The organism is Limnohabitans sp. MMS-10A-192 (assembly GCF_003063335.1).
GTDB lineage: Bacteria > Pseudomonadota > Gammaproteobacteria > Burkholderiales > Burkholderiaceae_C > Limnohabitans_A.
This window is the reverse complement of record NZ_NERX01000004.1, coordinates 428,798-449,684: the sequence shown is the minus strand read 5'-3', so window position 1 is coordinate 449,684 and position 20,887 is coordinate 428,798. Positions and strand designations below refer to the sequence as shown.

Below are 20,887 nucleotides of genomic sequence, written 5' to 3'. Positions count from 1 at the left end.
AAACAGCTTCCACAGGCCCTTGGATCTTTTTGACAAAAGCGCGGGCCAAGCCCGAACTGATGGCCCAAAAGAGCAAAAGGTGCAACACCACCACCAGCCCCAGCCCAATCAGGTGCTTGGTCGGCTTGCGTTGCCGGCTGGCGTAATCGTCCATTGTTTCTTTTCTCCTTGTTTTGAGTTTCATTCAATGCAATCGTTTGCATGATACCTGCGTTTCCCATTCTTCAACACCTAGGGAAAACACCGATCAATGAATTTTGGACTTGTCGAATCGCTTGTTGCTCTATATGCACACTAGGGAAAGTCCTAATATTTAGTGATTTCTCGAGTGAAAACACCCAGGTCATGCGACCTCCAAACCGCCACCACCAAAAAAACATTTATTGCAATCGTTTTCATAGATTTGCAAAATACGCTACATCCAAGCTGTGATCACGACACGTGACACTCATGGATCATCATCTGCAACAATCCATTTTTGGTTTTGCAATCGTTTCAATGTTCTGGAGACCCTTCTATGAAGAAGCAAAAAATCGCCACACAAACCAAAGTGGCCGCTGCCGCTGCGCTGGCAGTATTTCAGTTGAGCGTTGCACACGCTCAAGCCAACAACGACGCGCTCAAACTCGATGAGGTTGTCGTGACCGGCTCCGCCACTGGCGGCAGCAAAATGAAACAAAGCTTGTCCATCAGCACACTGGATTCCGAGCAACTGACTAACACCGTAGCCAGCAGCTCCGCTGATTTGCTGCGCTCGGTCCCTGGTGTACGTGCTGAATCCAGCGGCGGCGAAGGAAACGCCAACGTCACCGTTCGTGGCGTTCCAATTTCGGCCGGCGGTTCGCGTTATGTCCAATTCCAAGAAGATGGCTTGCCTGTTCTTCAAATGGGCGACTTCAACTTCGTGACCCCCGACATGTTCCTGCGCTCCTCCTTGGGCACAGACGGTCTTGAAGTCGTTCGTGGCGGCTCAGCCTCAACCATGGCCACAAACGCACCTGGCGGCATCATCAACTTCATCAGCAAAACAGGCGATGTGGAAGGTGGAACCATTTCCGCAACCACCAATGTCAGCGGCCCCAGCCAGCGCCGTGTCGACTTTGGCTACGGCAAAGCCACTTCAGACACCTCCTCCGTTTACCTGAGCGGTTTTGTTCGCTCCGGCGAAGGCCCACGCGACACGCATGGCGTGAACATGGAGTCGGGTGGCCAATTCAAGGCGTCCTTCAACAAGGACCTGGGCGGCGGCAACAGCGTCAAACTGCATGCAAAACTCTTGGATGACAAAACACCCACATTGATGGCGTCGCCTGTCAACACCGTCAATGGCCAAATCGTGGCGCTGCCCGGCGTAGACCCACGTACGTTCTCCCCCTATGCGTCGAACCTACCTGCCATCTCTCAATATGGCATGCACGGCGGCGCTGCCAGCATGAACGAAGGTCTGCGCTCCAAATCCACCGCCATTGGGTCCGAGATCAACCTGAACTTGGGTGATGGCTGGACATTGAATGACAAATTCCGTATCTCCAACAACAGTGGCGGCTTCAATGGCATCATGCCCGGCAACTATGCTGACAACGCATTGCCAGCATCGGGTGCAAGCAGCTACACGGCTCTCTTTCTGGGTGCCAAATTCAACGATGTGGGCTTGGCTGTTAACGACTTGAAACTGAGCAAAAAACACGCACTGCAAGATGGTGCCAAGCTGACCACGACCGCCGGCGTGTTTGCTTCAAGCCAAAAGCTGGACATTGATTGGGAAATCGGTGGATTCAATGCGCCATTGGTTCCTGCTGCGAACTCCACCTACGGCAGCTACACATCTTGGTACAAGCGCCACATCAATCAAACCTACAACACCGTCTCCCCATATGCAGCCCTGAACTGGGAAAAGGGTGCGTGGGTTCTGGATGGTAGCGTGCGCATGGACCGTCAATCTGTCACGGGAACATACAACGCCAATGGCGATTCCTTGGGTGCACGTGGTGTCGACTACAAGTCCAACTTCAACGCCTACTCATTCGGCGCCAACTACAACCTTGACAAAAATACCGCCTTGTTTGCTCGCATCAGCGATGGCGCATCGTTCAACAGCGACCGAGTTCTCTTCCAGGAGAGCACGAGCAAATGCGGATTGACCTGCTTTGTTGGCAAAACCGTTCCCGTCAACGAAGTCAAGCAATACGAAGCCGGTGTCAAAAACAAAAACGGCAACCTGAGCACGTTTGTGACTTTCTTCTTGGCCAAGACAGACGAGTCCAACTATGACCTCACCACCGGCACAACATCTTTCACCAAATACAGCGCCAAAGGTGTTGAATTGGAAGCTGGCTACCGCATGGGTGCTTTTCGCATCAATGGCGGCTTGACTCTGACAGATGCCGAAGTCACCAGCAGCAACAATGCAGCCTATGTTGGCAAAGCACCTAATCGCCAAGCGAAAGCCATCTACCAGTTGAGCCCAACATACAAGTTTGGCGACACCACGGTGGGGGCTGCGGTGATCGGCACGACAAGCTCTAAAGACGCTCAGACTGTTTCAGGCTTGGAAGCCACCCTGCCGGCTTACACCTACGTCAATGCCTTCGCAGCACATGAGTTGAACAAGTCGACCACCTTGACGCTGAGCGTGAACAACTTGACCAACACTTTGGGTTACACCGAAGTCAACAACGAACGCTCTGCTGCTCGTTCGATCACAGGTCGTACCGTCAAAGTGGGTGTGAAATACAACTTCTAAGTTGACGCAATGGGCATCTTCTGGTGCCCGTTCTTCAACTTACAACTTGTTCCAAACCGCCTTCGGGCGGTTTTTTTCTTTCAAAGGCTTCAGACCCTGAATCGATGAAGGCGTACTCCCGGTCATAAGGCCAAAACTGAACTGACTTGTAGCGAAGCATGAAAAAAGCCAGTCAGTGATCTGACTGGCTTTTTTCTTTGGTTGGTGCTTTAAAGCTTCACCGCAGTTCAAATACCACCTGTTCATCTGCAGTGAGGCCATGGACTATGCGCCCTGATCGGGTTGCCAAATCCACTTCCAAACGGGCGTATGCAGAACCGTTTTGCCAATTCAATGTCAAGAGGTGTGCCGCAGGTGCTGAGCTGCTGAATGCGCAACCAAAAGCTGGGTGGGTATTCCGCATGCACATCAGATCAAGCAGGCGCTTGACGACTGGCTTGTTCAGATCACTCAGCACTTCTTCGCGCGTGTAGTAGTGGCGGTTGATGTCTCGTCCTACCTTGGTGGCATCCAACAGATCCATGTCGTTTTCACCCGCCAGCAAGCCCACGTAGTAGACCTGCGGAATGCCTGGCACAAAGAACTGAATCGCTCGCGCCACCAGGTAGGCTGCTTCATTGCGACCCAAGGCATCAAAGAATGTGCAGTTGACTTGGTACAAGTCCAGATTGGATGCAGCCGCGCCGGTCGCCTGGCGGCTTTGGTTGTTCGAGTTGCGGTGCATGCGCTCGACCAACTCGTCCAGTTCATGTGGTGGCACCAGGCCCGGGTTGTTGGCTCGATCGGTGGCATCTGCGCCGATGTCGATGATGCCGATGCCGTCGTGCGTATCGAGAACCGTCACTGCGTTGTTGGGACGTTGTGCAATCCAGTCCAGCAGCGGGCCGCTGCGCCCAAACTCCAGTGCGTGCAAGACCAAGGGGGGCAAAGCGAAGTCATACACCCAGTCCACCTGCTTGGCGATCTCCATCTGGCGTTTGTAGTACGAGTGGATCTCGACCAGCACCTCCAAGCCCAGCTCACGGCCACGCTGCGCGAAGGCTTTGATGAACTCAAAGGTCTCTGGCATCATGAAGCAGTTCGTACCGGCTTTCTTGATGGCATAACCTACCGCATCCAAGCGCACCATGGTGACGCCGCTTTGCGAGAGCTTTTGCAATATCGACTCCAAATAGGCCTTGCCCGCTGGCGTGTGCACATCAATGTCAATTTGCTGGGGTGTGAAGGTGGTCCAGAGCAAACGGCGTTCGCCATTGGCCAATGTGGTCACCGTGAAGGGCATGCCCGGACGTGGGCGGTAGACTGCCAGCAAGTCCTTTTCAGTAGCACCGTTTGGGAAGACCGATTCCATCGTGAGAAACAGTCCGTCGTATTCAGAAGCACTGCCCTTCTGCGAATAATCAAGGAACTGCGGCGACTCAGAAGACATGTGGTTGACGATCACATCCGCCATCACGCCCATCTTCGTAGACAGGCTTGCAATGTCTTCCCAGTCTCCCACGCGGTCGTCCACGCGTGTGTGGTCAATGGGGTCAAACCCCGCATCGGCACCATCAATTTTGTGAAAGAACGGCAGCAAGTGGACGCCGCCTACAGCCCCCATCAACGGTCCAGTCAAGAGCTCCTGGAGGTCCTTCAAGGTCTTGCCGCCAAAGCGGTCGACATAGGTGATCAATTGAACTTCGTTACGCATTTTTCTGAGACGTCAATTTCAAAATACAAGTCATGCAAGCCGCTTCACGCTGTGCTTGCTTTTTTTTCGGCAGGCACTTTCACCCGCAAAGTGGCCAGTGCCGCCAACACGAGCAAACCACCGGCCAGCACCAGCACGTTCCGCGGATCTCCGCCCAAAATGGGGTGATAAATCAGAGGCAAGGTCACGCCCTGAATGAGCATCGGAATGACAATGAACATGTTGAAAATGCCCATGTAAACGCCTGTTCTCTCTGCTGGAATGCTGCTGGCCAACATCACATAAGGATTACCCATGATGCTGGCCCAACCCAGACCAACGCCAATCATGGGGAGGAACAAGAGTGCTTGGTTGTGGATTTGGGGGATGGTCATCATGCACAGACCTGCAGCCACCAGGCACAGCGCATGCATTTTTCCAGCGCCCCAGCGGCGCGTGAATGGCACCATGGCCAGTGCGGCCACAAATGCCACCGCGTTGTAAAAGCCACCGATCTGACCATTGACCAACACCGCATCTCGGAAGCCCATACTGGTAGGGTCCGATGTATCAAACAGATTGCGTGCGATCGCATAAGTCACGTATTGCCAGTAACACATCATGGCGTACCACTGGAACAGCTTCATCCACGCCAGCTGCCGCATGGCTTGTGGCATGTCTTTGATTGCATCCACAATTTCTTTGAGGGTGCTGAGCCAGCCTTGCTGCTTGACTTTTAACGCGGCGATTTCTTGGGATGACAAGGGCAACTCTGGCACTTTCCAGATAGACCAGACGATGGTAGATGCAGACAGCAATGCGCCAATGATGAAAGCCACCTGTGTGATTTGCGGAATGTGATTCCCGCCCACCGCATCCTTGTTCATGCCCATCCACACCATGATGGAGGGCGCTAGGTACGACAGTGTTTGAGCCAGTCCAGTGAAAGCGCTTTGCGTCAAATACCCCAATGCATGTTGGTCCTTGGGCAGACGATCACTCACATAGGCGCGATAGGGCTCCATAGTGATGTTGTTGGCGGCATCCAGAATCCAAAGCAAACTCGCAGCCATCCACAGCGCTGAGCTGTATGGCATCGCCAACAAAGAGAGCGAGCACAGCACTGCACCGATGAAAAAGTACGGTGTGCGCCGGCCCCAACGTGATGTGGTCCTGTCGCTCATGGCCCCAACTATGGGTTGCACCAACAAGCCAGTGACAGGTCCAGCCAATGCAAGCAATGGCAAAGATGCCTCGTCTGCACCCAAATAACTGTAGATCGGGCTCATATTGCTTTGCTGCAGGCCAAAGCTGAATTGCAAGCCCAAAAAGCCGACATTCATTTGCACGATCTGTGAGATCGACAAAGTGGGCGGTGATGTTCTGATGGATGTCATCGGTCTTTGAAATGAAGGCGCTGCACATTGCAGCAAAACGCTGTGCCCCAATTTATCCGACTTTGCAATCGATTGCAATAGGGTTTTTACCTGTCGTGCAAAGCAGCGGGCTTCTTCGAGGGAATATTGTTTTTGCTGCTGCTCAGCGAGCGAGGATCGTCCACAACGCAGCCAACTCTACAGCCGTGACATCACCGCTCACCTTCGCCAATTGCTGGCGCGCTGCAGCTTTTTGATCCGATTGAATCAGGCTGATGGCGTCATGCAATCGAACCTCGTGCTCTCGGCGAAGACCGCCCGACTCAATCGCTTTGACGTAGGCCAAATGCGCAGAGGACCAGTTTTGGCGCGAGAAATAAACATCGCCTACGGCAGCCCAAGATGCACCGTCTTTGGCCGACTTCTCAAGTTGCACAAACAAGGCATCGTCTTCCCGGAGTTTCTTCTGCGCATCCGTTCGCAACTTGGTATGCACAGCAGAATCGGCGCCCTTACCCAAAATACCCGCATCAAAGCCCTTGTTGAGAACACGGATCGCCTCAGCTGGCAAACCCGCTTTCAAAGCCAATGCGGCCATTTCCATGTATTCGGCCGCATCTTCCATGTTGTCCGTTTGCTCCAACAAACGGTACAAGTCCAACTCCAATCGAGCGTTCAAGCCGACTTGTTGCGACATACGTCCGAGTACTTCTGCCCAATAAGCCTTGCTGGGGTAGTTCGACAACAACTGCTTGAGGGTATTCACATACCCGACATCGTCCTTCAGCTGGCGATAACTGATGGCCAAAGTGCGCAGCTCTGGTTCAGGTGTTTTCTTAGCGGTCGAAGCATCCAATCGAATTTTCTCAAGGACCACCTTCACGACCTCTGCGTGTTGACCAGAGGCAGCCAAGGACTGGACCATCGCCAAATGCACGGATGGATTGCTGCCTCCTTCTTGCAAGTATTGCCGCGACCATTTAACAACACGGGCAGGGTCCTTCAATTGCAGGGAGGCATTGATCAATGACTCCAGCAAAGGCCGCTTGTCGGTTTGAGGCACATCGCTTGAACCCACCAAGGATTCCAACGCCTCGACAGCGGCATCCCATTTCTGGACACGCAGCGCAGCCACCGCTTGCGTGCGCATGACCATGCTCTTTTCAAGCGATGTGAGTTGGGGAACCGCCAAAGCGTCACGCAACAAACCTAAGGCTTGTTCGTTCTGGTTGCTCTTGAGTGCCTCTTGCGCCGCGGCCAAAGGCTTGATCACTTCGTAGCGCATACCGCCCTGCGCCATGGCAGAACCGACCATCAGGCCCACCGCACCGACCAACACACTCAACTGTTGCAAATACTTGTTCATGATGCACCTTGGGGTCATGGTTAAAAGTGATGAGATTGTCTTGAATAAAGACAGCAAAATCGATTTCAAGTTGGCCATGTAACCAAAATGAATCTTTCACACAACCCGCCGCAGGCGCGCAACCGCAGCATCTGAAACCACCAAAGCTGCCAGCCGCCTCACATGCCAGAGGTTCATTCATTTTGAAAGCCCTCCAGGCACGTCACCCCGGGCGAAGACCTGAGGTTCCATCCCGAAACCCTCACACGCATGTCACCCCGGGCGAAGACCCGGGGTCCAGGCTTTCAGAACAGCGGGTTCCCGCATCCAGTGCGGGATGACAAAGCGAAAGCAGAGGGGATTTCTGGCGTTTTGATCAACCCGCTTTGCGCGCCCGCCAGGCGCCAAACACGGCGATCAAACCCGGCACCAAAATCAAAGCCCAAATGATTTTGGACAAGTGCGTTTGCACAAACGGCAAGTTCCCAAACAGGTAACCGGCCAGGGTCAAACCCACCACCCAAATAACACCGCCCACCACATTGAACAGCGTGAACTTGCTGCGCGTCATCTCGGCCACACCGGCCACAAAAGGCACAAAGGTGCGGATGAAGGGCATGAAGCGCGCCAGGATGATGGTGATGCCGCCGTACTTTTCGTAAAAAGCGTTGGCCTGCATGAAGGCCTGGCGGTTGAAAAAGCGGGAGTTCTCCCATTTGAAAACCTTGGGGCCAAAGTAGCGGCCAATGCTGTAGTTCGTCTGGTCGCCCAAAATGGCTGCAGCCAACAACAGGGCCATGGTCAAGGGCAGGTTCAGCAAGTCGGCACCGCACAGCGCGCCGACGATGAACAGCAGCGAATCGCCCGGCAAGAACGGCATGATCACCAGGCCGGTCTCCACAAAAATGATCGCGAACAAGAGCGCGTAAACCCAAGCGCCGTGTTGGCCCACAAAGGCCTCCAGGTAACGGTCGACGTGGAGGATGAAATCGAGGAGTTGCAAAAGGATGTCCATCCCGTGATTATCCCTGCCCAAGCCCTAAAATCAGGCGGTGACCTCCCAACAAAGCCCGGCGACCGCGCGCCGCCCCATCCGCGAACTCCCCGATGAACTGATCAGCCAGATCGCCGCAGGCGAGGTGGTCGAGCGCCCTGCCTCGGTCGTGCGCGAGCTGGTGGACAACGCCATGGACGCGGGCGCGCAAAGCATCACGCTGCGCCTGATGGGTGGCGGCACACGGCTGATTTCGGTCGAAGACGACGGCGGCGGCATTGCCCCGGACGAGCTGGCCACGGCACTCAAACGCCACGCCACCAGCAAGATCGGCAACCTCGATGAGCTGGAATCGGTGATGACCATGGGCTTTCGGGGCGAGGCGCTCGCGGCCATCAATTCGGTGTCCGAACTCACCTTGCTCTCGCGCATGGACGGCCAACCCACCGCCTTTGCGCTGGACGGCCGCACAGGCGAGATACGCCCAGCGGCCCGCGCTGTGGGCACCACGGTCGAGGTCAAGGAGTTGTTTTTCTCAACCCCTGCCCGCCGCAAATTTTTGAAAAGCGACAGCACAGAGCTGGCGCATTGCATCGAAGCCGTGCGCCGCCACGCCCTGGCCCGCCCCGACGTGGGCTTTGCCATCTGGCACGAAGGCAAGCTGGTCGAGCAGTGGCGCGTACACCCTGGCGCGGCAGGCCTGGAGCAGCGCCTGGCCGATGTGCTGGGCGAAGAGTTCGTGGCGCAATCCATTGCGGTGGAGTACAACGCCGGGCCGCTCAAGGTGGTCGGCCGCGCCGGTCTGCCCGATGCCGCCCGCTCACGCCCCGATCACCAGTTTGCCTATGTGAACGGCCGCTTTGTGCGTGACAAAGTGGTCATGCACGGTGCGCGCAGCGCCTATGAAGACGTGCTGCACGGCCACAAGCAACCGGCCTATGCGCTGTTCATGCAAATCGACCCCACGCTGGTGGATGTGAATGTGCACCCCACCAAGATCGAGGTGCGTTTTCGAGACAGCCGCGCGGTGCATCAGGCGGTGCGTCATGCCATCGAAAACGCACTGGCCGCGCCGCGTTCGCAAAACCTGAGCGATTCAGCCACAGAGGCCAAGGCCGACTTCGACCTGAAAGCGCCCGCCGCCAAGATCCTGCCCGAGTCGGCCAGCTGGCAGCAAGGCGGCATGGCTTTCGAGCGCCCTGGCCCATCGACCTTTTCTGCACCCAGCTACAAGCCCGCAGACTTTGTGCGGCCCCGCGTGGACGGCGAGCAGGCCATGGCCGACCTCAAAGCACTGTGGAACCCGCCCGAGCCCCGACAAGAAGCACACGACTCGGACGCACCGCGCTGGTCCGCACCTGCGCCATCGTTGAATGCCAACACAGCGGCGTCTGCCCTGCCCGCGCCCATTGCCGAACCCACCCAAGCCCTGCCAGAAGGCGATTGGCCACTGGGCCGCGCTGTGGCGCAGCTGCACGGCGTCTACATCCTGGCCGAAAACAAGCAAGGTCTGGTGGTGGTGGACATGCACGCCGCGCACGAGCGCATCGTGTACGAGCGCCTGAAAAACCAGCTCAACACCGCCGATAGCGAAGGCCCGCGCATCGCCAGCCAACCGCTGCTGATCCCCGCCACCTTTGCCGCCAATCCGACCGAGGTGGCCACGGCCGAGGCCTGCGCCGAAGCGCTGGAACAACTGGGCCTGGAAATCTCGCCCCTGTCGGCCAAGACCCTGGCCGTGCGCGCCGTGCCCACCAGCCTGGCGCAAGGCGATGCGGTCGAGTTGGCCCGCAGCGTGCTGGCCGAGCTGGCCCAACACGACGCGAGCACCGTGGTACAACGCGCCCAAAACGAGATTTTGGCCACAATGGCCTGCCACGGCGCGGTGCGCGCCAACCGGCGCCTCACACTCGACGAAATGAACGCCCTGCTGCGCCAGATGGAAGAGACCGAACGCTCCGACCAATGCAACCACGGCCGCCCCACCTGGCGGCAAATGAGCATGCGCGATCTGGACGCCTTGTTTCTGCGAGGCCGTTGATGCACCGTCACTTTGTTGTTGTGTTGCTGGCCCTCTTGCTGGGCCTGCAAGCGGTCACGACCGACTTGTACCTGCCCACCTTGCCCGCGATTCGCGACAGCCTGGGGACCAGCATGGGCGAGATCCAGCTGACTTTGACCGCACTGCTGCTGGCCTTTGGCATTTCGCAACTGGTCTGGGGGCCCATGTCTGACCGCTTTGGGCGCAGACCTGTTTTGTTGTGGGGCATGAGCGCTTATGTGCTGGCCTCACTGGCATGTGTGGCCGCGCCCGGCATTGATTGGTTGATCGCGGCGCGCGCAGTTCAAGGCATCGCCATGGGGGCAGCCGTCATGGCGGCACGCGCCATTGTGCGCGACCTGTATCCGCCGCACGAGGGTGCCCAAGTCATGTCCCAAGCGCTCACAGGCTTGGGTGTGATTGCATGCACCTGCGCCCCGGTGGGCGGCCTGCTCAGCGACTGGGTCGGCTGGCGCTACGCTTTGTTTTCCGTGACCTTGTTTGGTCTGCTCACCTTGGGCCTGTTGCTTTGGGGCTACCGCGAAACCCTGCCGCAACGCCGCATGGACGCGCTGCAGTGGCGCTCCTTGTGGCAATCGAACGTGGAGATTTTTCGCCATCCGGTGTTCCTCACCTGGTGTGCCCTGTCCTCGGCGTCTTACCTGGGCTTGTTCACCTTTTTGGCCACCTCGTCTTTCGTCTTCACGCAACAACTGGGCTACAGCAAAACCACCTACGGCCTGCTGATGCTCACCATGTCCTTGTCCTACATCGTGGGCACTTTTTGGGGACGCTGGATGTTGCGACGCACCAGCATCCACCGCACGGTGGGCTTGGCCGCCGTGCTGTCGGTGCTGGGTGGCGCGCTGCTGACGCTACTGGCCCACCTGGGTGTAGGGCAGGCTTGGTACGGCGGTTGGGCTGTGATGCTGCCGGTGTACTGCTACATGTTTGCCCATGGCGTGCACCAGCCTTGTGGACAAAGCGCAGCGGTCGCCCCCTTCCCGTTCAAAGCGGGCACGGCCTCTGCACTCAACGGATTTCTGATGATGTTGGGCGCCTTCTTCATGGGCGATTGGCTCGGGCGCAACATGGACGTGCCGGTCTTCGCCTTGGCGCACGGCATGCTGGTTTGGAGCACGCTGTTGGCCATTGTGGCCTGGACTGCGGTGCAACGCCATGGCCGTCCACTGACGCTGGAAGCCGCATGAGCCAAAGCCCTCAAACGATCGATGCGATCGCCATCGTTGGGCCCACGGCCAGCGGCAAAACCGCTGCGGCCCTGGCCTTGGCGCAAGCCCTGCAGGCGCAAGGCGGTGCCGAGATCATCAGCGTGGACTCGGCCCTGGTGTACCGGGGCATGGACATTGGCACCGCCAAACCCAGCCGCGAAGAACTGGCCGCCGTGCCACACCACCTGATCGACACCATCGACCCCTTGCAAAACTACAGCGCCGCTGAATTTGCGCGAGATGCGACTCGACTCATCGGCGAGATCCGTGCACGAGGCCGCATGCCGCTGCTGGTGGGCGGCACCATGCTCTACCTCAAAGCCCTGCTCGAAGGCCTGAACGACATCCCCGCCGCCGACCCGCAGGTGCGCGAAGCCATTCAGGCCCGCGCCGAACAAGTGGGCTGGCCCGCCCTCCACGCCGAGCTGATGCTGGTGGACCCTGTGACCGCCGCCCGCCTGGCCCCCGGCGACAGCCAGCGTGTGGGCCGCGCTTTGGAAGTGTGGACCGCCACCGGCCATACCTTGTCTTCCTTTCACCAAAGCGCCAAAGCCACAGCGCCCGATTGGCACATCCCGGTGCTGAGCCTAGAGCCACTGAAGCGGAGCTGGCTGCACCAGCGCATTGCCCAGCGCTTTGAGCTGATGATGGCGCAAGGCTTCATCCATGAGGTGCACCAGCTGCGTGCCCGGGGTGACTTGAACCCCGACCTGCCCTCGATGCGCTGTGTGGGCTACCGCCAGGCCTGGCAAGGGCTGGACGAAGGCTGGAGCGAAAAAGACATCGCAGAGCGCGGCATCTTTGCCACGAGACAACTGGCCAAACGCCAGATCACCTGGCTGCGCAGTATGGACTCGCGCCATGTGATCGCGGCCGATGCACCGGATGCTTTGGCGCAGGTGCTGAAAACGGCACTGAACGCCCTCTCTCACACAAAGTGACAAGCAATCTGCAGGTCGGCGGCTTCAGCCCCAACACGGGCCAGTCCAGTTGCGCAGACTGTCGTCGCTGAAACTCCGCCCTGCAGGAGCACTTCACTCTTGCGAACGGCGTGAGGCTTTCAACTTGGACTGAATGGCTTTGCCCTGCAAGCGCCGCTGCACCGCGCCATAACTGGGTTTGGTGGCCTTGCGGGCTTTGGGCGCTTTGGCAAATTGGTCGAGCAGTTCGTACAGCCGCGTCCAAGCATCCTGGCGGTTGGCCTCTTGCGTGCGGTAACGCTGGGCCTTGATGATGAGCACGCCTTCTTGCGACAAGCGGCTGTCGCCCGACTGGAGCCAGCGCGCCTTCACAGCTTCGGGCAAGGACGAGCTGGCCACATCGAAACGCAGCTGGATGGCGGTGGAGACTTTGTTGACGTTTTGCCCGCCCGGGCCTTGGGCGCGGATGGCGGTCAGTTCAACTTCGGCCTCGTGAATGTGCAGGGTGTTCATGGACTGCAGCGAGTATGCCGCAGAGGCTGCGACTGGGTGGTCATGAAGACCACACAGCTTTACTGCAGCGGCTCTTTCAAGGCATCCGGCACAGGGAGCGGCATGACGTCGATGCCTTCGTCCAGCAAGGCTTCGGTTTCTTCGCGCGTGGCCTGACCACGGATGTTGCGCTCTTCGCGTTCGCCATAGTGGATCTTGCGGGCTTCTTCGGCAAATTGGGTGCCCACATCTTCGGTGTTGGCCATGACGTGGCGCACCATGTGCAGCAAGGCCGCTTGCATTTGCGCCAGGGGTTGGGCCGTGGCTGCGGCAGTCTTGGCGGGCGCGGCGCTCGGGGCAGCGGCCTCTGGCGCTGCAGGCGTTTGGACTGGCTCTGTGCCATGGCCCAGGTTCAGGCGCGGTGCTGACAGCATTTTGGTGATCTCGCTGTCGTTGCACATGGGGCATGTGACGAGGCCCCGCGCACGTTGCGCGTCGTAGTCGTCTTGCGAGCCGAACCAGCCTTCGAAGCTGTGGCCCTGACGGCACTGGAGGTCAAGGACTTTCATGCGGAATGTTCAGGTGGCGCTTTGCCAAGTCAGCGGCCATGCGCCTGACAGGACATTCTGCAACCAAAGCGCGCCAGTGAGGGTTTTGGCGTCGGTCACCAGACCTTGCTGGCACCAGGCCATCAGTTCTTCGGGTGTGGCGGTGAACACGTCCAGAAACTCCTCCGAGTCCAGCTGGCGTTCACCCAGTGTGAGGTCTCGCGCAAACCAGATCTCGATCACTTCTGTGGAATAGGCGATCACCGGGTGAAGCACGCCCGCTTTGGCCCATTCACGGGCACGGTAACCGGTCTCCTCCATCAGCTCGCGCTGCGCGCACAGCCAAGGGTCTTCGCCTGCGTCCAGTTTTCCTGCCGGGAACTCGATCATGACCTGCCCCACCGGGTAGCGGAACTGGCGCTCCAGCACCAAGCGCAGGCTGCCATCGGGCATTTGCAGCATGGGGATCACCATCACTGCACCGGGGTGAATCACGTATTCACGGGTGGCCAAGCCTTGGTTGGGCAGACGGACCGTGTCCCGAAATGCATGCAGGAAGTGGCCATGCAGCAACTCTTCCTGCGAAACGCGGTGCTCGATCAGATGATCGTCAGACATGAGGGAACTCAGTGCAAACCGACAGCGCTCAATGCTGGCGGTGCATCAGGTAACGGTAGACGAAACCTGGAAAGGCCAAGGTCACAAACATGGTGCCGGTGATGGCATAAAACTCCCAGCCTTGGGGAGCAATTTGGCCACCGTGGTTTTCCAGCGCCAAGCCCACAGCGCCGACCACAAAATACAGCAGCACCAACTCAGCCAGCCGGATGGCCAGTGATTTGGTGCTGCGAGAGGGTCCGACCAGCAAGATGCGCTGGTTGGCAAAAGGCAAGTTGGCGGCCAGCAATGCCAGCGCGATCAAGATGCCGATTTGCCAGGACGTGGACATGCTTGAAAACTCAGACGGCCAACATGCGGGCGACAGCGTCGGCGCACAAAGCCATCAGCGCGCCAGGCGCCATGCCCAGCACCAGGACCAGCAAACCATTCATGGACAGCACGACACGCACATCGGCATCGGCCGAGACGGTGGTGGCCGTCACGGGCTCGTCAAAGTACATGACCTTGACGACACGCAGGTAGTAGAAGGCGCCGATCAAGGACATGATCACGGCAAAGATCGCCAGACCGATGTAGAAACCTTGACCCGAAGCCACCAGGGATTGCAACACGGCCAGCTTGGCATAGAAGCCAACCATGGGCGGGATACCGGCCAGAGAGAACAGGCAAACAGCCATCACACCGGCGTACAGCGGGCTGCGCTGGTTCAGGCCGGCCAGGTCGGAAATCTCTTCGCTCTCGAACCCTTGACGGGCCAGCAGCATGATGATGCCGAAGCTGGCCAAGGTGGTCAGCACATAGCCGACGATGTAGAACATGGCCGAGCTGTAGGCGTTGGCCGCCAAGGTGGTCTGGCCGTTGATCACGCCAGCGACGAAACCCAGCAGGACAAAACCCATTTGCGCGATGGTCGAGAAAGCCAGCATGCGCTTGAGGTTGGTCTGCGCGATCGCAGCCAGGTTACCGATCAGCAAGGAGCCAATCGCCAGGAAGGACAACATTTGCTGCCAGTCGAAGGCCAAAGGCAGCAGGCCTTCGACCAGCAAGCGGATCATGATGCCGAACGCCGCCAGCTTGGGCGCGCCACCGATCAGCAACGTGGCGGCTGTGGGGGCACCTTGGTAAACGTCAGGGATCCACATGTGGAAAGGCACGGCACCGATCTTGAAAGCCAGACCGGCCACGATGAAGACCAAGCCAAACACCAGCACTTGGTGGTTGACGTGACCCGAAGCGATCGCCTTGAGCACAGCGGCCAGCTCCAGGCTGCCGGTCGCGCCATACATCATGGACATGCCGTACAGCAAGAAACCCGAAGCCATCGCGCCTAGCACGAAATATTTCATGGCTGCCTCTGTGGCCTGAGCATTGTCACGACGCAGGGCCACCAGCGCGTAGCTCGACAAGGTCAGCAATTCAAGGCCCAAGTAAATGACCAGGAAGTTTTGACCGGAAATCATCACGCTCATGCCCAGCAAGGCAAACATGCTCAGGCTGAACAACTCACCGCCGCGCAGCATGTCGCGGTCAGCCGCGTAGGGGCGCGAGTACACCAAGGTCACCATCACGGCGATCGAGGCAAAGCACTTGAGCCAATGGCCCATCGGATCGCTGACCACCAGGTGGCCAAAGCCATACAGGGTCTGACCGGCGTCGGCGTACATGGCGTTGAGCCAGGCCACGCCACCCAAAGACAACAATGTCAAGGCGTAGGTGGCGGTGCGCTTGGGGCTCTTCACGAACAGGTCGGCCAGCGCGATCACGCAAGCCATGACCAGCAACACGATTTCAGGATAGATCGTCATCCAGCTGGTGGTGTCCATCATCATTCTTTCTTTTCTTCAGTTCAGTACTGAATGTTCATTGGGGCAATTTGGACAGGGCCACGTGCTTGAGCAAGTCGGCCACCGAGGTATCCATCACGTCGGTGAATGGCTTGGGGTACAGGCCCATGTAGAGCACGGCAATGGCCAGCAAAGCCATGACCAGGAATTCACGGCTGTTGATGTCCGTCAGTTCCTTGACGTCGTCGTTGGCCACAGGACCGAGGTAAACGCGCTTGAACATCCACAGGGTATAGGCGGCGCCAAAGATCAGTGCCGAAGCCGCCAGTGCGCCGATCCAGAAGTTGAACTTCACGGCACCCAGGATCACCATCCACTCGCCCACGAAACCGGCTGTGCCCGGCAGACCACAATTGGCCATGGAGAACAGCAAGGCAAAAGCTGCAAACTTGGGCATGGTGTTGACCACGCCGCCATAGCTGGCGATCTCACGCGAGTGAACGCGGTCATACAAAACACCGATCGACAGGAACATGGCCGCCGACACGAAGCCGTGAGCGATCATCTGAACGATGCCACCAGACACGCCCAGCGGGTTGAAGATGAAAAAGCCCAAGGTCACAAAGCCCATGTGTGCGACCGATGAATAAGCCACCAGCTTTTTCATGTCTTGTTGCACCATCGCAACCAAGCCCACATAGACCACGGCAACCAAGGACAGCACGATCATGAAAGTGCCCCACTCGTGCGCAGCGTCCGGTGCGATGGGCATCGAGAAACGCAGGAAGCCATAAGCACCGAGCTTGAGCATGATGGCGGCCAGCACAGCCGAGCCACCGGTGGGCGCTTCGACGTGAACGTCTGGCAACCAGGTGTGGAAAGGCCACATGGGAACTTTCACGGCAAAAGCGGCAAAGAAGGCGAAGAACAGCAAGGTCTGAACACTGCCGGCCAACGGCAGTTTGTGCCAGGCCAGGATGTCAAAACTTCCGTTCGATGCGGTGTACAGGTAGATGAGCGCGATCAGCGTCAGCAGTGAACCCATCAGGGTGTACAAGAAGAACTTGAATGCAGCGTAGATCTTGTTCGGACCACCCCAGATACCGATGATCAGGTACATCGGGATCAGCGTAGCTTCAAAGAAGACGTAGAACAACATCCCGTCGAGGGCACTGAACACACCGATCATCAGACCCGAGAGGATCAGGAAAGCCGCCATGTACTGGTTGACTTTGCGGGTGATGACTTCCCAGCCTGCAATGACCACGATCACATTGATGAAGGCAGTCAACAACACGAACCACAGCGAAATGCCATCCACACCCAGGTGGTAGTGCACATTGAAGCGCTCGATCCAGGTGTATTTTTCGACAAACTGCATGGCCGACGTGCCGAGCTCAAAGCCCTTGTAAAGCGGCAAAGTGACCAGAAAACTGACGACGGAGCCGACCAAAGCCACCCAGCGCACAGCGCGGGCTTGGCTGTCACGACCGATGGCCAGCAAGATGACACCGAAAACAATCGGTGTCCAGATGGCAAGGCTTAACAATCCCATTTTGATATCGTCCTCTAAACCGTTAAGCGAGCCAGACGAAATACGTCATCAGCGCGAACACACCCAGGATCATGACCAGGGCATAGTGGTACAGGTAGCCCGACTGGAAGCGGCGAACGGCTCCAGAAATCAGGCCCACCACTTTCCATGAACCGTTGACCACCAGGCCATCGATCAAAGCGCGGTCGCCCACTTTCCACAAACCGGTGCCGAGCATGCGTGCGCCACGGGCCAGGATGTTTTCGTTGATCCAGTCCAGGAAATACTTGTTCTCGAGGATGACGATCACGGGACGCAAAACACGTGCGAAGAATGCAGGCACTTTGGGGTTGACGAGGTACATGTACCAGGACACCACCACACCGGCCAAGGCCAGCCAGAAAGGCGCCGTGCTCAAGGCGTGCACCGCCATGGCCACGGGGCCGTGGAACATCTCGGCCATTTCTTTCATGGCGGGGTGCTTCTCGGCGTTCACGAAGATCACGTCTTTGAAGAACTCGCCGTAGAGCATGGGCTCGATCGCCATGAAACCGATCACCACCGAAGGAATCGCCAGCAAGACCAAGGGCACCGTGACGACCCATGGGGATTCGTGCGGTTCGTGATGGTCGTCGTGGCCATGACCGTGGTCGTCGTGACCATGGTGGGCATCCGGATTCTGGTCGTAGCGCTCCTTGCCGTGGAAGACCAGGAAGTACATGCGGAACGAATAGAAAGCGGTCACGAAGACACCGGCCAGCACAGCGAAGTTGGCAAAGCCCGCAGCGGCCAGATGGCTCTCATGCACGGCTTCGATGATGCTGTCCTTCGAGTAGAAGCCCGAGAAGAACGGCGTACCGATCAAAGCCAGCGAGCCCAGCAGCGAGGTGATCCAGGTGATGGGCATGTACTTGCGCACGCCGCCCATCCAACGGATGTCCTGGTTGTGGTGCATGCCCATGATGACGGAGCCAGCCCCCAAGAACAGCAAAGCCTTGAAGAACGCGTGCGTCATCAGGTGGAACACTGCGACCGAATAAGCCGATGCGCCCAGCGCCACGGTCATGTAACCGAGCTGCGACAAAGTGGAGTAAGCCACCACGCGCTTGATGTCATTCTGGATGATGCCCAGAAAGCCCATGAACAGCGCTGTGATCGAGCCGATCACCATGATGAAGTTCAAGGCGGTGTCCGACTGTTCAAACAGCGGCGACATGCGGGCCACCATGAAGATGCCGGCAGTCACCATGGTCGCGGCGTGGATCAGCGCCGAGATGGGCGTTGGGCCTTCCATCGAATCAGGCAGCCACACGTGCAGCGGGAACTGGGCCGACTTGCCCATCGCACCGATGAACAGGCAAATGCAGATCACGGTCACCAGCATCCAGTCGGTGCCAGGGAATGTGAGTGCGCCCAGCTCGGCCGTCTTGGCAAAGGCTTCGGCGTAGTTGAGCGTGCCGGCATAAGCCGCGATCAGGCCAATGCCCAAAATGAAGCCGAAGTCACCCACACGGTTGACCAAAAAGGCCTTCATGTTGGCAAAAATGGCGGTGGGCTTGTTGAACCAGAAACCGATCAGCAGGTAAGACACCAGGCCCACGGCTTCCCAGCCGAAGAACAGCTGCAGCATGTTGTTGCTCATGACGAGCATCAGCATGGAGAAGGTGAACAGCGAGATGTAGGCGAAGAAACGGTTGTAGCCTTCGTCTTCTTCCATGTAGCCAATGGTGTAGATGTGCACCATCAGCGACACAAAGGTCACCACGCACATCATCATGGCCGTGAGGCTGTCGATCAAAAAGCCCACTTCCATTTTGAGGCCACCCACCACCATCCAGGTGTAGAGGGTCTCATTGAAACGGGCACCGTCGATCACGCTCTTGAGCGTCATGGCCGACAGAATGAAAGCCACCAGCACGCCCAAAATGGTCAGGGTGTGCGACAGGCGACGGCCAATCCAGTTGCCACCGAATTGCGTACCAAAGATACCGGCCAGTGCCGAGCCCACCAGGGGCGCGAGCGGCACAACCAGCAGCGTGCTTGCGTTGAGGGTTTGACTCATATTCTTATTAACCCTTGAGCGAATTGAGTTCGTCCACGTTGATGCTGTTCTTGTTGCGGAACAACAGCACGAGGATGGCCAAGCCGATGGCCGATTCAGCAGCCGCCACCGTGAGGATGAAGAACACGAACACTTGGCCGTGCATGTCACCCAGGTAGTGCGAGAAAGCCACAAAGTTCATGTTCACGGCCAGCAACATCAATTCGATGGCCATGAGCAAGACGATCAGGTTCTTGCGGTTCAAGAAAATGCCGATCACGGCCAATGCAAAGAGCATGGCGCCGAGCGACAAGAAATGTCCGAGGGTCAAGGCCATCATTTGTTCTCCTGTGCAGCTTCGGGTGCCACGGGGGCTGGGGCTGCCTGGGTGGCCGCCACTTTGACGACCTTCATGCGGTCAGCCGCACGCACTCGAACCTGAATCGAGGGGTTGATCGCCTTGCTGTCCTTGCGCTCACGCAAAGTCAGGGCAATCGCCGCCACCATGGCCACCAGCAAGATCGACGCAGCGATCTGGATGGGCATCAGGTATTCGGTGTACAGCAAGATGCCCAGGGCTTTGCTGTTGGACACGGGTGCCGCACCGGCAACCAACGCCACCGCCTTGGGCACCTCGGACAAACGGAAACCGCTCATCAGGACTGCGCCCATTTCAAGGGCCACGATGGCCCCCAAAGTGGCAGCCAAAGGAAAGTTTTTCCAAAAGCCCTGACGCAGTGTGTCGACGTTGATGTCCAGCATCATCACCACGAACAGGAAAAGCACCATCACCGCACCCAGATAAACCAGCACCAAAGTGATGGCCAGGAATTCGGCATTGAGCAGCAGCCAGATGGCTGAGGCCTGGGAAAAGGCCAACATGAGGTACAGCACAGCGTGCACAGGGTTGCGCGCCGTCACCACCCGGAAGGCTGAAAACATCAGCACCACCGAGAAGAGGTAGAAGAAACCGGTCTTGACGTCCATAGGTCTGTCTTTTTAAATGTTCAGGACTGAGCCACGTTCAACGGTAAGGAGCATCGGCCGCTTTGGCAGCAGCAATCTCTTTTTCGTAACGGTCGCCCACGGCCAGCAACATGTCTTTGGTGAAGTACAGGTCGCCACGCTTTTCGCCGTGGTACTCGAAAATCTGCGTCTCGACGATGGAGTCCACCGGGCAGCTTTCTTCGCAAAAGCCACAGAAGATGCACTTGGTCAGATCGATGTCGTAGCGTGTCGTGCGGCGCGAGCCGTCTTCGCGCTGGCCCGCCTCGATGGTGATGGCCATCGCGGGACAAACGGCTTCGCACAGCTTGCAGGCGATGCAGCGCTCTTCACCGTTGTCATAACGGCGCAGGGCGTGCAGGCCACGGAAACGTGGCGACAGCGGTGTTTTTTCTTCCGGAAACTGCACCGTCACCTTGCGGGCGAAAGCGTAGCGACCGGTCAGGGCCATGCCCTTGAACAACTCCACGAGCATGAAGCTCTTGAGGAAGTCCTTGATGGAGAAAGAAGATGTCATGGTGGTCATGTTCTGTACACCG

Annotated in this window: 18 protein-coding genes; 4 read left to right on the top strand and 14 right to left on the bottom strand. The window is 57.9% G+C overall.

Annotation, left to right across the window (positions count from 1 at the left end):
* The first annotated feature begins 517 nt into the window (after positions 1 to 517).
* The gene (locus B9Z43_RS11355; protein ID WP_108325523.1) at positions 518 to 2,743 is read left to right on the top strand and encodes a TonB-dependent siderophore receptor; all 2,226 of its coding nucleotides are present in this window, start codon (positions 518 to 520) and stop codon (positions 2,741 to 2,743) included.
* A gap of 217 nt (positions 2,744 to 2,960) precedes the next feature.
* Here the strand turns inward: B9Z43_RS11355 and gtfA are convergent, their stop codons facing one another.
* The 4 genes from gtfA to B9Z43_RS11335 all read right to left on the bottom strand — a co-directional run bounded on the left by gtfA (position 2,961) and on the right by B9Z43_RS11335 (position 8,151).
* Positions 2,961 to 4,436 (bottom strand): sucrose phosphorylase, encoded by a 1,476-nt coding sequence (gene gtfA, locus B9Z43_RS11350; protein WP_108325521.1) that lies wholly within the window; start codon positions 4,434 to 4,436, stop codon positions 2,961 to 2,963.
* A 44-nt stretch (positions 4,437 to 4,480) separates the two neighbouring features.
* Positions 4,481 to 5,812: an MFS transporter gene (locus tag B9Z43_RS11345; protein ID WP_108325518.1), complete on the bottom strand. Its 1,332-nt coding sequence runs from the start codon at positions 5,810 to 5,812 to the stop codon at positions 4,481 to 4,483.
* Between the two features lie 142 nt (positions 5,813 to 5,954).
* Positions 5,955 to 7,157: a lipopolysaccharide assembly protein LapB gene (locus B9Z43_RS11340; RefSeq protein ID WP_108325516.1), complete on the bottom strand. Its 1,203-nt coding sequence runs from the start codon at positions 7,155 to 7,157 to the stop codon at positions 5,955 to 5,957.
* 355 nt (positions 7,158 to 7,512) lie between these two features.
* A complete protein-coding gene (locus tag B9Z43_RS11335) occupies positions 7,513 to 8,151 on the bottom strand; it encodes a DedA family protein (protein ID WP_108325514.1) in 639 nt (212 codons plus the stop codon).
* 37 nt (positions 8,152 to 8,188) lie between these two features.
* Between B9Z43_RS11335 and mutL the strand changes: the two genes are divergently transcribed.
* From mutL to miaA, 3 genes are read left to right on the top strand one after another with little or no spacing between them, the layout of a single operon-like run.
* A complete protein-coding gene (gene mutL, locus B9Z43_RS11330; RefSeq protein WP_108325512.1) occupies positions 8,189 to 10,171 on the top strand; it encodes a DNA mismatch repair endonuclease MutL in 1,983 nt (660 codons plus the stop codon).
* Positions 10,171 to 11,382 (top strand): multidrug effflux MFS transporter, encoded by a 1,212-nt coding sequence (locus B9Z43_RS11325; protein ID WP_108325509.1) that lies wholly within the window; start codon positions 10,171 to 10,173, stop codon positions 11,380 to 11,382. The genes mutL and B9Z43_RS11325 overlap by 1 nt, the downstream gene beginning before the upstream one ends.
* Positions 11,379 to 12,344: a tRNA (adenosine(37)-N6)-dimethylallyltransferase MiaA gene (miaA, locus tag B9Z43_RS11320; RefSeq protein WP_108325507.1), complete on the top strand. Its 966-nt coding sequence runs from the start codon at positions 11,379 to 11,381 to the stop codon at positions 12,342 to 12,344. The genes B9Z43_RS11325 and miaA overlap by 4 nt, the downstream gene beginning before the upstream one ends.
* Positions 12,345 to 12,437: 93 nt before the next feature.
* On the opposite strand, the gene arfB is transcribed toward miaA, so the two are convergent.
* The 10 genes from arfB to nuoI are packed head-to-tail and all read right to left on the bottom strand — an operon-like array spanning position 12,438 to position 20,874.
* A complete protein-coding gene (arfB, locus tag B9Z43_RS11315; RefSeq protein WP_108325505.1) occupies positions 12,438 to 12,836 on the bottom strand; it encodes an alternative ribosome rescue aminoacyl-tRNA hydrolase ArfB in 399 nt (132 codons plus the stop codon).
* A gap of 59 nt (positions 12,837 to 12,895) precedes the next feature.
* On the bottom strand, positions 12,896 to 13,384 hold the full coding sequence (locus B9Z43_RS11310) for a DUF1178 family protein (RefSeq protein ID WP_108325503.1): 489 nt from the start codon (positions 13,382 to 13,384) through the stop codon (positions 12,896 to 12,898).
* 9 nt (positions 13,385 to 13,393) lie between these two features.
* Positions 13,394 to 13,981: an NUDIX domain-containing protein gene (locus B9Z43_RS11305; RefSeq protein ID WP_108325501.1), complete on the bottom strand. Its 588-nt coding sequence runs from the start codon at positions 13,979 to 13,981 to the stop codon at positions 13,394 to 13,396.
* A gap of 28 nt (positions 13,982 to 14,009) precedes the next feature.
* Entirely contained in the window at positions 14,010 to 14,312 is a 303-nt protein-coding gene (locus B9Z43_RS11300; protein ID WP_108325499.1) for a DUF2818 family protein, read from the bottom strand.
* A gap of 10 nt (positions 14,313 to 14,322) precedes the next feature.
* Positions 14,323 to 15,810: an NADH-quinone oxidoreductase subunit NuoN gene (gene nuoN / locus B9Z43_RS11295; protein WP_108325639.1), complete on the bottom strand. Its 1,488-nt coding sequence runs from the start codon at positions 15,808 to 15,810 to the stop codon at positions 14,323 to 14,325.
* Positions 15,811 to 15,844: 34 nt separating this feature from the next.
* Positions 15,845 to 17,323: an NADH-quinone oxidoreductase subunit M gene (locus B9Z43_RS11290; protein WP_108325497.1), complete on the bottom strand. Its 1,479-nt coding sequence runs from the start codon at positions 17,321 to 17,323 to the stop codon at positions 15,845 to 15,847.
* A gap of 22 nt (positions 17,324 to 17,345) precedes the next feature.
* Entirely contained in the window at positions 17,346 to 19,364 is a 2,019-nt protein-coding gene (gene nuoL / locus B9Z43_RS11285) for an NADH-quinone oxidoreductase subunit L (protein WP_108325495.1), read from the bottom strand.
* A 7-nt stretch (positions 19,365 to 19,371) separates the two neighbouring features.
* Positions 19,372 to 19,680 (bottom strand): NADH-quinone oxidoreductase subunit NuoK, encoded by a 309-nt coding sequence (nuoK, locus tag B9Z43_RS11280; RefSeq protein ID WP_108325636.1) that lies wholly within the window; start codon positions 19,678 to 19,680, stop codon positions 19,372 to 19,374.
* Positions 19,680 to 20,330 (bottom strand): NADH-quinone oxidoreductase subunit J, encoded by a 651-nt coding sequence (locus B9Z43_RS11275; protein WP_108325493.1) that lies wholly within the window; start codon positions 20,328 to 20,330, stop codon positions 19,680 to 19,682. The genes nuoK and B9Z43_RS11275 overlap by 1 nt, the downstream gene beginning before the upstream one ends.
* Before the next feature lie 37 nt (positions 20,331 to 20,367).
* A complete protein-coding gene (gene nuoI, locus B9Z43_RS11270; RefSeq protein WP_108325633.1) occupies positions 20,368 to 20,874 on the bottom strand; it encodes an NADH-quinone oxidoreductase subunit NuoI in 507 nt (168 codons plus the stop codon).
* Positions 20,875 to 20,887 lie beyond the last annotated feature (13 nt).